Source organism: Pseudomonas fluorescens (assembly GCF_003732425.1).
Lineage (GTDB): Bacteria > Pseudomonadota > Gammaproteobacteria > Pseudomonadales > Pseudomonadaceae > Aquipseudomonas > Aquipseudomonas fluorescens_BE.
This window is the reverse complement of record NZ_MOBX01000016.1, coordinates 338,370-353,218: the sequence shown is the minus strand read 5'-3', so window position 1 is coordinate 353,218 and position 14,849 is coordinate 338,370. Positions and strand designations below refer to the sequence as shown.

Here is a 14,849-nt window from a genome sequence, read left to right as displayed (position 1 = left end):
TGAAACAATTCTTTTCTGGACTATGCCGGGGTATCCTTTCGCGGCTTTGACTGGGGGTAAATGGTCCGCCGCGATCAAGCGTTGAGGATTTCGGGCAATCGATCCGGAACCGACAGTAAAAAAAAGCAAAAGAATTAGAAACGAGAGGAGCGATACATGAACAAGTCCACCTTGGCCCTGGCTGTGGCCGTAGGGGTTATGGCGCAGCAGGCAGGCGCCGCCGGTTTCATCGAAGACAGCAAAGCTACTTTGGGGCTGCGTAACTTCTACATCAACACTGATAACCGTGATGGCGATACCAAAGCTGCCAAGGCTCAGAACAAGCAAGAAGAATGGGGCCAAGGCTTCGATCTGCGGTTCATCTCCGGTTACACCCAAGGCACCGTAGGCTTCGGTATCGACGCCATCGGCCTGGTGGGCGTGCGTCTGGACTCGGGTGGCGGCACCAACGGTGCTTCGTCGACTTCCTATGGCGGTACTGTATTCCCGAGCAAGTCCAACGGTGAAGCGGTCGACAACTTCTCCAGCCTGGGTTTGACTGCCAAAGCCAAGATCTCTCAGACCGAACTGAAATTGGGCACTCTGCAGCCAAAACTGCCGGTCATCGTGACCAACGACGGTCGTATGCTGCCGCAAACCTTCCAGGGTGGCCAGATCACTTCCAACGAGATCAAGGATCTGACGCTGGTTGCTGGTCAAATCGAGCACGCCAAGGGCCGTAACTCGAGCAACAACGAAGAGTTGTCGATTGCTGGCTCCAACGCTCACACCGCTGCCGGTCGTGACAGCAACAAGTTCATCTACGGTGGTGGCGACTACAAAATCACCAAAGACCTGACTGCCCAGTACTACTACGGCAATCTGCAGGACTACTACAAGCAACACTTCCTGGGTCTGGTGCACAACTGGGCAATCGGCCCGGGTGTATTGAAGTCTGACTTCCGTTACTTCAACAGCCGTGACGATGGCGCCAACGGTAACGACCCTGCCTACTACACTACCGGTGACTACGGCACTGGCATCACTAAAGGCAAGGTAGACAACAACCTGTACAGCGGCTTGTTCCTGTACACCGTTGAAGGTCACACCTTCGGTGGCGGTTATCAGGTCAGCAACGGCAACAGCGACTTCCCTTGGCTGAACCAGGGTGACGGCTCGTCGGCTTACATCACGACCGACATGCAGATCGCCAAGTTCGCTCGCGCAGGTGAACGTACCTGGCAAGCTCGCTACTCGTATGACTTCGCCAAAGTTGGCGTACCAGGCCTGACCGCCGGTGTGGTTTACCTGCGTGGCGATAACATCGACACCACTGGTAAAGTCGGCGACCGTCAAGTCAACACCAACGCGACCGGCCGTTCCGAGTGGGAACGCGACATCACCGTTGGTTACGTAGTGCCTGAAGGCCCGCTGAAAAACGTTGGCGTGATGTGGAAAAACGCCATGTGGCGCAACGACATCCCAGGTCAGCGTGACCAGGATGAAAACCGCCTGATCGTCAGCTACTCGATCCCGCTGCTGTAATAGCGAGTTCCTGCACCTGATGTAAAAAAAGCCCCGTCCGGCATCGCGCCGGACGGGGCTTTTGCGTTTTCGAGTCAGGCTCACCCCCGTAAGCCCTCCCCGAAATTTCCCTCTTTACAGCAACTCAAGGCCTTCTCGAACCTTGCGGCCGATGTTCGTCGGGATGCCTGCCAGCGTCCAGTGAACAGAAGTTTAATATTCTCTAATGATCTAGATATCTCATTATTTATTCTTTTTCATGATGGCAAAACCCGAGCTACAGTTGAGGTCTCGAACAACTCATCAGGAGCAGCACCATGAGCCTCAGACTCGGCGACATCGCCCCCGATTTCGAACAGGATTCCAGCGCCGGCAAGATTCGTTTCCACGAATGGCTGGGCGATAGCTGGGGCGTGCTGTTCTCCCACCCGGCGGACTTCACCCCGGTGTGCACCACTGAGCTGGGTTTCACCGCCAAGCTCAAGGATGAGTTCAGCAAACGCGGCGTCAAAGCCATTGCTCTGTCGGTCGACCCGGTGGACTCGCACCACAAGTGGATCGAAGACATCAACGAAACCCAGAACACCATCGTCAACTTCCCGATCCTGGCCGATGCCGATCGCAAGGTCTCGGATCTGTATGACCTGATCCACCCGAACGCCAACGACACGTTGACCGTGCGTTCGCTGTTCGTCATCGATCCGAACAAGAAGATTCGTCTGACCATCACTTACCCGGCAAGCACCGGGCGCAACTTCCACGAGATTCTGCGAGTGATCGATTCGCTGCAGCTCACCGACAACTACAAGGTGGCCACCCCGGCCAACTGGCAGGACGGTGAAGAGGTGGTGATCGTGCCGTCGCTCAAGGATGAGGAAGAGATCAAACAACGCTTTCCGAAGGGCTATCGCGCGGTGAAGCCGTATCTGCGCCTGACGCCACAGCCGAATAAGTGAATCCAGTGAGATATTTGTTTTAGCTACCGGCGCTTTCGCGAGCAGGCTCGCTCCCACATTTGAATTGCAGTCCCCTGTGGGAGCGAGCCTGCTCGCGAAGGCGTCAGTCCGGGCAGCACAGAATTCAGAACCACTAAGCAGGGGATTTCAGGCCGTTACGACGGCCTTTTTTTCGCCCTTAACAATGTAAATCGCATATCTCCAAAATGCATAACCAAATGAATAAATATGATTTATGGATATATAAATCAGCTGGTAAGGTCACTCCCATCGAAGCGAGATCGCAACCCGCGAATCGCCTGTAACGCTTAAGGAATTGTCTCAATGCTGGTCGTCTCACTCGGTGGCAGTCCCAGCCTGCGCTCCCGTTCCGGGGTGCTGCTGGAACGCTCGCAACGCTGGTTGCAGGCGCAAGGGGTGGAAGTGGTGAGTTATCAGGTGCGGGACTTCCCGGCCGAAGATTTGCTCCATGCACGCTTCGACAGCCCGAAAGTGCTCGACCTGCTGCAACAGATCGAAAACGCCGACGGCCTGCTGATCGCCACACCGGTGTACAAGGCTTCGTTTTCCGGCGCGTTGAAAACGCTGCTGGATCTGCTCCCGGAGCGCGCCTTGAACCACAAGATTGTCTTGCCGATGGCCACGGGCGGCAGCATCGCCCACATGCTGGTGGTCGATTACGCGCTCAAACCGGTGCTGTCGGCGTTGAAAGCCCAGGAAATGCTTCAGGGGATTTTCGCCGAGGACAGCCAGATCGCTTACGGCGAAGGCAGTGCTGCGGCGCAACTGGCTCCGGCGCTGGAGCAGCGACTGCATGAGGCGCTGGATCAGTTTATCGGCGCCATGGCCCGCCGGCCGAAACCGCTGGAACCGGGCCTGTTGAACGAACGTTTATTGAGTGCTCGATGGAGCATTTAAGCCTTACCGAAATTTGAAGTACTGGCCTTACTCGCCCGCTAACGGGCAAGCAGGTGCAGCCAAAACCCAACAGCAAAAAGGAGAGCGCTATGCGCACTGTATTTTTGCGTCGTGGTCTGGTCGCTCTGTTTGCTGCGGCTGTCACCTTCGGCGCCATCACTCAAGCTCAAGCCGAGACACTTCGGATCGGTTATCAGAAGTACGGCACGCTGGTGCTGCTCAAAGCCAAAGGCACGCTGGAAAAACGTCTGGCTGCCCAAGGCGTCGACGTGCAATGGACTGAATTCCCCGGCGGCCCGCAGTTGCTGGAAGGTCTGAACGTCGGCTCGATCGACTTCGGCGTCACCGGCGAAACCCCGCCCGTCTTCGCTCAGGCGGCCGGCGCCGATCTGCTCTACGTCGCCTACGAGCCACCCGCGCCGAACAGCGAAGCGATCCTTGTACCGAAAGACTCGCCGATCAAATCGGTGGCCGATCTGAAGGGCAAGAAAGTCGCCCTGAACAAAGGCTCCAACGTCCACTACCTGCTGGTGCGCGCCCTGGAAGACGCCGGTCTCAAATACTCCGACATTCAAACTGTATTCCTGCCGCCAGCCGATGCCCGCGCCGCGTTCGAACGTGGCAGCGTCGACGCCTGGGTCATTTGGGACCCGTACCAGGCAGCCGCCGAGAAACAACTGCTAGCGCACACCCTGCGCGACGGCAAAGGCATCGTCGACAACCATCAGTTCTATCTCGCGACCAAGCCTTACGCCGAGAAAAATCCTCAGGTGATCAAGACCCTCGTGGAAGAAGTGCGCGCGGTTGGCGAGTGGTCGAAGGCCAATCCTGAAGATGTCACCCAACAAGTTACGCCACTGCTCGGCCTGCCGGCAGACATCACCCTGACCTCGGTGAAGCGCCAGGGCTACGGCGCGCTGTTCCTGACCCCGGAAGTGGTCGCCGCGCAGCAAAAAATCGCTGACACGTTCTTCCAGCTCAAGCTGATTCCCAAGCCGCTGAGCATCAAGGACGTGATCTGGACACCACCGGCCGCTGTGGCCAAGGCGCAGTAATTCGAATCCCCAAGGAGACCACTCCATGAGCCTCAATATCTTCTGGTTCCTGCCTACCCACGGCGACGGCCATTACCTTGGCACCGCCGAAGGTGCCCGCGCCGTCGACCACGGTTATCTGCAACAGGTCGCGCAAGCGGCGGATCGTCTGGGCTTCGGCGGCGTGCTGATTCCCACCGGGCGCTCCTGCGAAGACTCGTGGCTGGTGGCGGCATCGCTGATTCCGGTGACCCAGCGTCTGAAGTTCCTCGTTGCTCTGCGCCCCGGGATCATTTCCCCGACGGTCGCTGCACGCCAGGCAGCCACCCTCGATCGTCTGTCCGGCGGCCGTGCGCTGTTCAATCTGGTCACCGGTGGCGACCCGGAAGAGTTGGCCGGCGACGGTTTGTTCCTCAGCCACGAAGAGCGCTATCAGGCCTCTGTGGAGTTCACCCGCATCTGGCGCCGGGTACTGGAAGGCGAAACCGTTGATTACGACGGTCAGCACATCAGCGTGAAAGGCGCCAAGTTGCTCTATCCGCCGATCCAGCAACCGCGTCCGCCACTGTATTTCGGTGGCTCGTCGGAGGCCGCGCAGGATCTGGCTGCAGAACAAGTGGAAATGGTGCTGACCTGGGGCGAGCCGCCCGCAGCCGTTGCCGAGAAGATCGCACAGGTGCGCGCCAAAGCCGACAAGCTCGGCCGCACCGTGCGCTTCGGCATTCGTCTGCACGTGATCGTCCGTGAAACCAACGCTGAAGCGTGGCAAGCGGCGGATCGGCTGATCTCGCATCTGGACGACGACACCATCGCCCGTGCTCAAGCTTCGCTGGCGCGTTTCGATTCGGTCGGCCAGCAACGCATGGCTGCACTGCACGGTGGCAGTCGTGACAACCTCGAAGTCAGCCCGAACCTCTGGGCCGGCGTCGGTCTGGTGCGCGGCGGTGCCGGTACGGCGCTGGTCGGCGATGGCCCGACCGTGGCCGCTCGCGTGAAGGAATACGCCGATCTGGGCATCGATACCTTCATCTTCTCCGGTTATCCACACCTCGAAGAGTCGTACCGCATCGCTGAACTGCTGTTCCCGCACCTCGACATCGAGCGCCCGGAACTGCCGAAAAGCGCCGGTTATGTCAGCCCGTTTGGCGAGATGGTCGCCAACGACATTCTTCCCAAAGCCGCGTCGCAGAGCTGAGGCGCGCCATGAATAAAATCATCCACAGCCTCGCGCCCTGGGCGTTGCCGGTGTTGTTGCTGGCGGTATGGCAGTTGTCGGTGTCGGCCGGTTGGTTGTCGACACGGATTCTGCCGGCACCGGTGGCGGTGATCGAAGCTGGCGTGAGCCTGGTGCGCAGCGGCGAAATCTGGACGCACCTGGCGATCAGTGGCTGGCGCGCGGCACTCGGTTTCACCGTCGGCGGCAGCATCGGTCTGGTCCTGGGTTTCATCACCGGCCTGTCGAAATGGGGTGAGCGCCTGCTCGACAGCTCGGTGCAGATGATCCGCAACGTGCCGCACCTGGCGCTGATTCCGCTGGTGATTCTGTGGTTCGGCATCGACGAGTCGGCGAAGATTTTTCTCGTGGCGTTGGGCACGCTGTTCCCGATTTACCTCAACACCTATCACGGCATCCGCAACGTCGATCCGGCGCTGGTGGAGATGGCGCGCAGTTATGGTTTGAGCGGTTTCAGCCTGTTCTGGCAGGTGATTCTGCCGGGTGCGCTGCCTTCGATTCTGGTCGGTGTGCGCTTCGCCCTGGGCTTTATGTGGTTGACGTTGATCGTCGCCGAAACTATTTCGGCCAGCTCCGGCATCGGCTATCTGGCGATGAACGCCCGGGAGTTCTTGCAGACCGACGTGGTGGTGCTGGCGATCCTGCTTTACGCGGTGCTCGGCAAACTCGCCGACCTTGCCGCCCGTGGACTTGAGCGTGTGTGGTTGCGTTGGCACCCGGCCTATCAGGTTGCCAAAGGAGGTGCGGCATGACCGCTCAACAACCTCCACGCCTGCTGCGCGGGATTCCGCTGGTGGTGCGCAATCTGCAGAAAACCTTCGGCGCGCGGCAGGTGCTGCGTGACATTGATCTGCACATTCCGGCGGGGCAATTCGTCGCTGTCGTCGGGCGCAGTGGTTGCGGCAAAAGCACCTTGCTGCGCTTGCTCGCCGGGCTTGATCAGCCGACTGGCGGTGACCTGTTGGCCGGCGCTGCAGCGCTGAGCGATGCGCGGGAAGACACGCGACTGATGTTCCAGGAAGCACGTCTGCTGCCGTGGAAGAAGATCATCGACAACGTCGGTCTTGGACTCAAGGGCAACTGGCGCCCGCAAGCTTTGCAGGCGCTGGAGGCAGTCGGTCTGTCCGATCGCGCCAATGAGTGGCCGGCAGCGTTGTCCGGTGGACAGAAGCAGCGCGTTGCACTGGCGCGGGCGCTGATCCATCAACCGCGCCTGCTGTTGCTCGACGAACCGCTCGGCGCGCTGGATGCGCTGACCCGGATCGAGATGCAGCAACTGATCGAACGTCTCTGGCAGCAACACGGCTTCACCGTGCTGCTGGTGACCCACGACGTCAGCGAAGCGGTGGCGATTGCCGACCGGGTAATTCTGATCGAGGACGGCGAAGTCGGCCTCGACCTGCAGGTCGAACTACCGCGCCCACGGGTACGCGGCTCGCATCGGCTGGCGGCGCTGGAAACCGAAGTGCTTAACCGTGTTCTGTCCCTGCCCGGCGAACCGCCGGCGCCGGAACCTGTTTCACCCCTGCCTACGCAACTGCGTTGGGCGCAATGAAGCAGCTGCGAGCCTCAAGTTACAAGCTACAAGTAGAAGCGCTGTGCTTTTGCTTGCCGCTTGAAGCTTGCCACTTGCCGCTTATTTCGACCTCAGGAGAAATATCATGACTATCAAAGCCATCAACGTCCGTAACCAGTTCAAAGGCTCGATCAAGGAAATCGTCCTCGGCGACGTGCTGTCGGAAATCGACGTGCAGACTGCTTCGGGTATCGTCACTTCGGTGATCACCACCCGTTCGGTCAAGGAGCTGGAACTGGCGGTGGGCAGCGAAGTGATCGCCTTTGTGAAATCCACCGAGGTGTCGATCGCCAAGTTGTAAGCCGGTGAGCAAAAAACAACCCCGGAGGGCGTGAGCCCTTCGGGGTTTTTTGTGTCTGTCTTGAAATTTGCGGCGCGGCCTTCGCAAGCAGGCTCGCTCCCACAGGGGATCGCATTCCAAATGTGGGAGCGAGCCTGCTCGCGAAGAGGCCGGTAAAGACGCTAGAGAATTCTTTTGGGCAGGTAAGGCGGCAGATACAGCCCGATGTAAGCATCAAACACTCTCATTCCTTCCTCGGCCATGCGCGGTGTGATTTGCCCATGCTGCTGCACCGAACGCGCGTACACGCGGTCGCCCAGCTCCATCGCCAAGGCAAAGACATCAACATCGCTCGGCAGGCGCGGCAACTCGAAGTGATGGTCGAACAGCTTGTGCATCAAGTCGCCCAGTTCGATGTCGTGTTGCCGATCAGCCTGAGTCACTTCGGTCAGACCATGTTGCGCGAGGATCAACTGCCGGGCGGCGGCGTCTTCGTCGTAGATCTCCAGCATCCGTTGCTCGACCAGTCGCGACAGATCACGCCAGTCACGCAGGGCCTCGTGATCGATCGGTGCTTGCAGGCAGGCGCGGAACGCGGCGTGCACATCGGCGGTCAGCGCTTCGAGTAATGCCGGTACGCTGGCGAAGAAGTGGTACACGGAGGAGGGCGGAATTTGCGCGCGCTCGGCGACGCTGTAGATCGACAGACTGGCCACACCCTCGGTCGCCAGCAGCGTGCGCGCGGCGTCGAGTATCGAATCGATGCGCGCCTGACTGCGGGCGCGGGGTTTGCGGACGGGGGCGGGTCGCGTCATGGAAGTCTCCTGCGGGGCAGCGGGCATTGTACGCGGAGCGCCCAGCCCGAATGCAACACAGTCCTTGTGGCGAGGGCGCTTGCTCCCGCTCGACTGCGCAGCAATCGCAAAACCAGCCGACCGGTATTTCCCGACATACCGAGTCGCAGGGGCTTGGGGCTGCTGCGCAACCCAGCGGGAGCAAGCTCCCTCGCCACAGGGGATTATGTTCGGCCATAAAAAAACGCCGTCGGCTGCGAGAGCCGACGGCGTTCTGTTTGGCGCTACAACCGCTTAAACGGTATGCAGATACCAGTTGTACTCAAGGTCGGAGATGGAGTGTTCGAACTCCTCCAGCTCGCTCTCCTTGCAGGCGACGAAGATATCGATGTACTTCGGATCGATGTACTTGGCCATCACCTCGCTGTCGTCCAGCTCACGCAGGGCATCGCGCAAGTTGTTCGGCAGGCTTTGTTCGTTCTGCTCGTAACTGTTGCCTTCGACAGGCGCGCCCGGCTCGATCTTGTTGGTCAAACCGTGGTGCACGCCGGCCAGAACCGAGGCCATCAGCAGGTACGGGTTGGCATCGGCACCGGCGACGCGGTGTTCGATCCGCACGGCATCGGCAGAGCCGGTCGGTACGCGAATCGCCACGGTGCGGTTGTCCAGGCCCCAGCACGGCGAGTTCGGTACGTAGAACTGCGCGCCGAAACGACGGTATGAGTTGACGTTCGGGCAGAGAAAAGCCATCTGCGCCGGCAGGGTCTCGAGCACACCGCCGATCGCGTGACGCAGCGCGGCGTTCTGCTCGGGATCCTCGCTGGCAAAAATGTTTTTGCCGGCTTTGTCCAGAATCGAAATGTGTACGTGCAGACCATTGCCCGCCTGGCCCGGGTACGGCTTGGCCATGAAGGTGGTGTCCATTTCATGGTCGTAGGCGATGTTCTTGATCAGACGCTTGAGCAGTACCGCGTAGTCGCATGCCTTGATCGGGTCGGCGACGTGGTGCAGGTTCACTTCGAACTGCGCCGGGGCACTTTCCTTGACGATGGCATCGGCCGGGATGCCTTGCTCTTTGGCACCTTCCAGAATGTCCTGGAGGCAGTCGACGTATTCGTCGAGGTCGTCGATCAGGTAGACCTGCGTCGAGTGCGGACGTTTGCCTGAGATCGGCGAGCGTGGCGGCTGTGGACGGCCGTTCACGTTTTCCTGGTCGATCAGGTAGAACTCGAGTTCGAAAGCAGCGCAGATGGTCAGGCCCAGCTCGTCAAACTTTGCAACAACTTGACGGAGCACTTCGCGCGGATCGGCGAAGAAAGGGTCGCCTTCGAGTTCGTGCATGGTCATCAACAGTTGCGCGGTGGGGCGCTTCTGCCATGGCTCGTTGCACAGGGTATCGGGGATTGGATAGCAGATACGATCGGCGTCGCCGATGTCCAGGCCCAGGCCGGTGCTTTCCACCGTAGAACCGTTGATATCCAGAGCAAATAGAGAGGCCGGCAGGTTGATGCCTTTCTCGTAAACCTTGTGGAGGCTGGTGCGTTCAATGCGCTTGCCGCGCACCACACCATTCATATCCGCAATCAGAAGGTCAACGTACAGAACCTCAGGATGTTCCTTAAGGAACGCGTTCGCTTCGTTAAGCTGAACGGCACGCGGGGGTACCGACATGATGCAACACCTTTGTTGTTAAAAATATCAATCATTGATCTTTTCTGGTTTCAGTCAACCCGAACGGCCTGCCGAAGTCAAGCGAGGCCTTTTTTGCCCTAAAAAAGCGCTGCGAGGGCATTTGTGGGGCATTTTTGGGCAGTTTTTTGTCCTGATGAAGCTTGCCACCCGCGGGCTTGAGCAGGCCGTGTTGTATTTTTTACGGGGGTGTTGTGTAAAAAAATGAACAAGGCTAAGCTCCGATCAAACCCATAACAGCAATAATACCGGGGTGCTTCATGTCTCGCCTGCCGTTAATCGGCATCACCGACTGCTCGCAACAGTCCGGTCTGCATGCTCATCACATCAGTGGCGACAAATCCGTCGATAGCGCAGCCAGTATGGCTCGCCCGTTAGCGACGATGTTCCCGTCCATGGCCGTTCAAGCGCCAGCGTCCGATATTCTGGACGTACGGGAAAGCATCCAGTTTATGGCGTCCCCTTCCAATATAGATCGCTTTCACCCTCAAAGCCTGTGCCGCTTGCCAAGCCGTGCTCATGATTCTGCACGCCTTGTGTGTGCACAGGAAATGCAACGCCAGCGTAAAGGGCAGGTAAGCTCCTCTTTCATTGTCTATGCGCGGTGCCCGGCGTAAGCCCGCACTGCGCACAAGCAAGCCGCCCTTTAACGCGACGCTCAAAGCGTCAAACTTTGCCTGACATCATGTCAGGAGACTCAGCCCAGAGGCATTTATGAGTAACAACCTCGACCAGCTCACCGATTGGTTGAAAGACCACAAGATCACAGAAGTCGAATGCATGATCGGCGACTTGACGGGTATCACCCGGGGCAAGATTTCGCCGACCAACAAGTTCATCGCCGAAAAAGGCATGCGCCTGCCAGAAAGCGTGCTGCTGCAGACCGTGACCGGCGACTACGTCGAAGACGACATCTATTACGAACTGCTCGACCCGGCCGACATCGACATGATCTGCCGCCCCGACCAGAACGCCGTGTACCTGGTGCCGTGGGCCATCGAGCCGACCGCGCAAGTGATCCACGACACCTACGACAAGCAAGGCAACCCGATCGAGCTGTCGCCGCGCAACGTCCTCAAGAAAGTTCTGAAACTCTATGCCGACAAGGGCTGGCAGCCGATCGTGGCGCCGGAAATGGAGTTCTACCTGACCAAGCGCAGCGACGACCCTGACTATCCGTTGCAGCCACCGATTGGCCGCTCGGGCCGTCCGGAAATCGGGCGTCAGTCGTTCTCGATTGAAGCGGCGAACGAATTCGACCCGCTGTTTGAAGACGTCTACGACTGGTGCGAACTGCAGGAGCTGGACCTCGACACGCTGATCCATGAAGACGGCACGGCGCAGATGGAAATCAACTTCCGTCACGGCGACGCCCTGTCGCTGGCCGACCAGATTCTGGTGTTCAAGCGCACCATGCGTGAAGCGGCGCTCAAGCACGACGTGGCCGCGACCTTCATGGCCAAGCCAATGACCGGCGAGCCGGGCAGTGCGATGCACTTGCACCAGAGCATCATCGACATCGAAACCGGCAAGAACGTCTTCTCTAATGAAGACGGGACCATGAGCCAGCTGTTCCTGCACCACATCGGTGGCCTGCAGAAACTGATCCCGGAATTGCTGCCGCTGTTCGCGCCGAACGTCAACTCGTTCCGCCGCTTCCTGCCGGACACCTCCGCACCGGTGAACGTGGAGTGGGGCGAAGAAAACCGCACCGTGGGCCTGCGCGTACCGGATGCCGGGCCGCAGAACCGCCGTGTGGAAAACCGTCTGCCGGGCGCCGACGCCAACCCGTACCTGGCGATTGCCGCGAGCCTGCTCTGCGGTTACATCGGCATGGTCGAAGGCCTCAACCCGAGCGCGCCAGTAGTCGGTCGTGGTTATGAACGCCGCAACCTGCGCCTGCCGCTGACCATCGAAGACGCGCTGGAGCGTATGGAAAACAGCGCCACCATCGAGAAATACCTGGGTAAAACCTTCATCACTGGCTACGTCGCGGTAAAACGGGCCGAGCATGAAAACTTCAAGCGCGTGATCAGTTCCTGGGAGCGTGAGTACCTGCTCTTCGCCGTCTGATACGCCAGGCGCGGCTGGCAGCAGCCGCGCCTTCACCGATAACAAGGAGAATTGGCATGACCAGCAACAACCCGCAAACCCGCGAGTGGCAAGCACTCAGCAATGATCACCACCTGGCCCCGTTCAGTGACTTCAAGCAACTGAAAGAGAAAGGCCCGCGGATCATCACCAACGCCAAGGGCGTTTACCTGTGGGACAGCGAAGGCAACAAGATTCTCGACGGCATGGCCGGTCTGTGGTGCGTGGCCATCGGTTACGGTCGCGATGAGCTGGCCGACGCGGCCGCCAAACAGATGCGCGAACTGCCGTACTACAACCTGTTCTTCCAGACCGCGCACCCGCCGGCACTGGAACTGGCCAAGGCGATTGCCAACGTGGCGCCGGAAGGCATGAACCACGTGTTCTTCACCGGTTCCGGCTCCGAAGGCAACGACACCATGCTGCGTATGGTCCGCCACTACTGGGCGATCAAGGGCCAGCCGAACAAGAAAGTCATCATCAGCCGCAAGAACGGTTACCACGGTTCGACCGTGGCCGGCGCGAGCCTGGGTGGCATGACTTACATGCACGAACAAGGCGACTTGCCGATCCCGGGCATCGTTCACATCGCACAGCCGTACTGGTTCGCCGAAGGCGGCGACATGTCCCCGGAAGAGTTCGGCATCTGGGCGGCCAATCAGCTGGAAGAGAAGATTCTCGAAGTCGGCGTCGACAACGTCGGTGCCTTTATTGCCGAGCCGATTCAGGGTGCCGGTGGCGTGATCATTCCGCCCGACACCTACTGGCCGCGCATCAAGGAAATCCTCGCCAAGTACGACATCCTGTTCGTGGCGGACGAAGTGATCTGCGGTTTCGGTCGCACCGGTGAGTGGTTCGGCAGCGATTTCTACGACCTCAAGCCGGACATGATGACCATCGCCAAAGGCCTGACCTCCGGCTACATCCCGATGGGTGGCCTGATCGTCCGCGACTCGGTGGTGGCGGTGCTCAATGAAGGTGGCGATTTCAACCACGGCTTCACCTACTCCGGTCACCCGGTGGCGGCAGCGGTGGGTCTGGAAAACATCCGCATTCTGCGCGACGAAAAAATTATCGAGAACGCCCACAACGAAACGGCACCGTATTTGCAGAAACGTCTGCGGGAACTGAACGATCACCCGTTGGTGGGTGAGGTTCGCGGAGTCGGTCTGCTGGGCGCGATCGAGCTGGTGCAGGACAAGGCCACGCGCAAGCGTTACGAGGGCAAGGGCGTCGGTATGATCTGCCGTCAGTTCTGCTTCGACAACGGCCTGATCATGCGCGCTGTGGGCGACACCATGATCATCGCGCCGCCGCTGGTGATCAGCAAAGCGGAGATCGATGAACTGGTTACAAAAGCACGCAAGTGTCTGGATCTGACCCTCAGTGCGTTGCAAGGCTAAGTGCTAGGCTCTGAGCGGGGGAGCTGCGGCACTCTCGCTCAAAGCTGTCAGAAAGGCCGGTCTTTTCTTGAAAGACCGCCTCGGATCTTGCCAGACTAGCCGCGGTTCCAGTTGTCCGGGTTCGGCCGCTGAACAAAGTGGTTCAAAAAAGAAAAATTTGGAGCATGACGCATGAAGGCATTAGGTAAAAAGCTTGCTGGCAAGACACTTCTCGCGCTGTCCGTGGCGGGCATGATGGCGGGTGCGGTTCACGCGGACGACAAAGTGCTGCACGTCTACAACTGGTCCGACTACATCGCCCCGGACACCGTGGCCAATTTTGAAAAAGCCACCGGGATCAAAGTCGTCTACGACGTCTTCGACAGCAACGAAACCCTGGAAGCCAAGCTGCTGGCCGGCAAGTCCGGTTACGACATTGTGGTGCCTTCCAATAACTTCCTCGCCAAGCAGATCAAGGCCGGTGTTTACCAGGAGCTGGACAAGTCCAAGCTGCCGAACTGGAAGAACCTCGACGAAGACCTGCTCAAGGCTGTTGGCGATGCCAGCGACCAAGGCAACAAGCACGCCTTCCCGTACATGTGGGGCTCGATCGGCATCGGCTACAACCCGGCCAAGGTCAAGGCAGCGCTGGGCATCGACAAGATCGACTCCTGGGATGTGGTGTTCAAGCCTGAAAACATCGAGAAGCTCAAAAGCTGCGGCGTAAGCTTCCTCGACGCGCCGACCGAAATGATTCCGGCGGCGTTGCACTATCTGGGCAAACCGACCAACAGCAAGGACAAGGCTGACCTGAAGGCTGCCGAAGACCTGTTCCTGAAGATTCGTCCTTCGGTTGCCTACTTCCATTCCTCCAAGTACATCTCGGACCTGGCCAACGGCAACATCTGCGTCGCCGTCGGTTACTCGGGTGACCTGGAACAATCCAAGACCCGCGCTCAGGAAGCCGGTGACAAGGTCAAGCTGGCCTACACCATTCCAAAAGAAGGCGCCGGTACTTTCTACGACATGGTCGCCATTCCCAAGGATGCCGAAAACGTCGAAGCCGCCTACAAGTTCATGAACTACCTGCTTGAGCCGCAAGTGATGGCGGGCATCACCAACGCCGTGCGTTTCCCGAACGGCAACAAAGCTGCCACGCCGCTGGTGGATAAGGACATCACCAGCGATCCGAGCATCTACCCGTCGGCTGAAGTGAAGAAACAGCTCTACGCGATCAGCGACCTGGACGCAGCGACCCTGCGCCTGATCACTCGCAGCTGGACCAAGATCAAATCCGGTAAATAAGCCGGTTTGACGCAACAACCGCTGGCCGTCATTCCCCGCGAGGGCGGCCAGCGGATTAATTAAATGACAGGAAGTTTTGCAGGAACG

General features: G+C 59.1%; 13 protein-coding genes. 11 read left to right on the top strand and 2 right to left on the bottom strand.

All coding sequences use genetic code 11. The annotated features are described in order from the left end of the window. Window positions 1-156 precede the first annotated feature (156 nt). The 8 genes from BK670_RS27275 to BK670_RS27240 all read left to right on the top strand — a co-directional run bounded on the left by BK670_RS27275 (window position 157) and on the right by BK670_RS27240 (window position 7,522). Window positions 157-1,524: an OprD family porin gene (locus tag BK670_RS27275; protein ID WP_123454459.1), complete on the top strand. Its 1,368-nt coding sequence runs from the start codon at window positions 157-159 to the stop codon at window positions 1,522-1,524. 296 nt (window positions 1,525-1,820) lie between these two features. Then, on the top strand, window positions 1,821-2,459 hold the full coding sequence (locus BK670_RS27270) for a peroxiredoxin (RefSeq protein ID WP_077574963.1): 639 nt from the start codon (window positions 1,821-1,823) through the stop codon (window positions 2,457-2,459). Window positions 2,460-2,783: 324 nt separating this feature from the next. Beyond that, window positions 2,784-3,377 carry an NADPH-dependent FMN reductase gene (ssuE, locus tag BK670_RS27265; RefSeq protein WP_123454456.1) on the top strand — a complete coding sequence of 198 codons (594 nt, stop codon included), beginning with the start codon at window positions 2,784-2,786 and terminating at the stop codon, window positions 3,375-3,377. Window positions 3,378-3,466: 89 nt separating this feature from the next. Beyond that, the gene (locus BK670_RS27260) at window positions 3,467-4,432 is read left to right on the top strand and encodes a sulfonate ABC transporter substrate-binding protein (RefSeq protein WP_123454454.1); all 966 of its coding nucleotides are present in this window, start codon (window positions 3,467-3,469) and stop codon (window positions 4,430-4,432) included. Window positions 4,433-4,457: 25 nt separating this feature from the next. Beyond that, window positions 4,458-5,606, top strand: coding sequence for an FMNH2-dependent alkanesulfonate monooxygenase (ssuD, locus tag BK670_RS27255; RefSeq protein ID WP_123454452.1), 1,149 nt, complete (start codon window positions 4,458-4,460; stop codon window positions 5,604-5,606). Window positions 5,607-5,614: 8 nt separating this feature from the next. Beyond that, window positions 5,615-6,397, top strand: coding sequence for an aliphatic sulfonate ABC transporter permease SsuC (gene ssuC, locus BK670_RS27250; protein ID WP_123454450.1), 783 nt, complete (start codon window positions 5,615-5,617; stop codon window positions 6,395-6,397). Next, window positions 6,394-7,200, top strand: a complete 807-nt coding sequence (gene ssuB / locus BK670_RS27245; protein ID WP_123454448.1) for an aliphatic sulfonates ABC transporter ATP-binding protein — start codon at window positions 6,394-6,396, stop codon at window positions 7,198-7,200. Before ssuC ends, ssuB begins: the two co-directional genes overlap by 4 nt. A 106-nt stretch (window positions 7,201-7,306) precedes the next feature. Next, window positions 7,307-7,522, top strand: coding sequence for a TOBE domain-containing protein (locus tag BK670_RS27240; protein WP_007967989.1), 216 nt, complete (start codon window positions 7,307-7,309; stop codon window positions 7,520-7,522). A 161-nt stretch (window positions 7,523-7,683) separates the two neighbouring features. Here BK670_RS27240 and BK670_RS27235 read toward each other — a convergent pair whose 3' ends face one another. After that, window positions 7,684-8,316 carry a TetR/AcrR family transcriptional regulator gene (locus BK670_RS27235; protein WP_123454447.1) on the bottom strand — a complete coding sequence of 211 codons (633 nt, stop codon included), beginning with the start codon at window positions 8,314-8,316 and terminating at the stop codon, window positions 7,684-7,686. 273 nt (window positions 8,317-8,589) lie between these two features. Next, window positions 8,590-9,966, bottom strand: coding sequence for a glutamine synthetase family protein (locus tag BK670_RS27230; RefSeq protein WP_123454445.1), 1,377 nt, complete (start codon window positions 9,964-9,966; stop codon window positions 8,590-8,592). Window positions 9,967-10,698: 732 nt separating this feature from the next. On the opposite strand from BK670_RS27230, the gene BK670_RS27225 reads away from it, so the two are divergent. The 3 genes from BK670_RS27225 (at window position 10,699) to BK670_RS27215 (ending at window position 14,762) form a co-directional block, all read left to right on the top strand. Continuing rightward, entirely contained in the window at window positions 10,699-12,057 is a 1,359-nt protein-coding gene (locus BK670_RS27225) for a glutamine synthetase family protein (protein WP_007967993.1), read from the top strand. Between the two features lie 56 nt (window positions 12,058-12,113). Continuing rightward, window positions 12,114-13,478 (top strand): aspartate aminotransferase family protein, encoded by a 1,365-nt coding sequence (locus BK670_RS27220; protein WP_123454443.1) that lies wholly within the window; start codon window positions 12,114-12,116, stop codon window positions 13,476-13,478. Window positions 13,479-13,649: 171 nt separating this feature from the next. Continuing rightward, window positions 13,650-14,762, top strand: a complete 1,113-nt coding sequence (locus BK670_RS27215; RefSeq protein WP_090287291.1) for a polyamine ABC transporter substrate-binding protein — start codon at window positions 13,650-13,652, stop codon at window positions 14,760-14,762. Window positions 14,763-14,849: the final 87 nt, after the last annotated feature.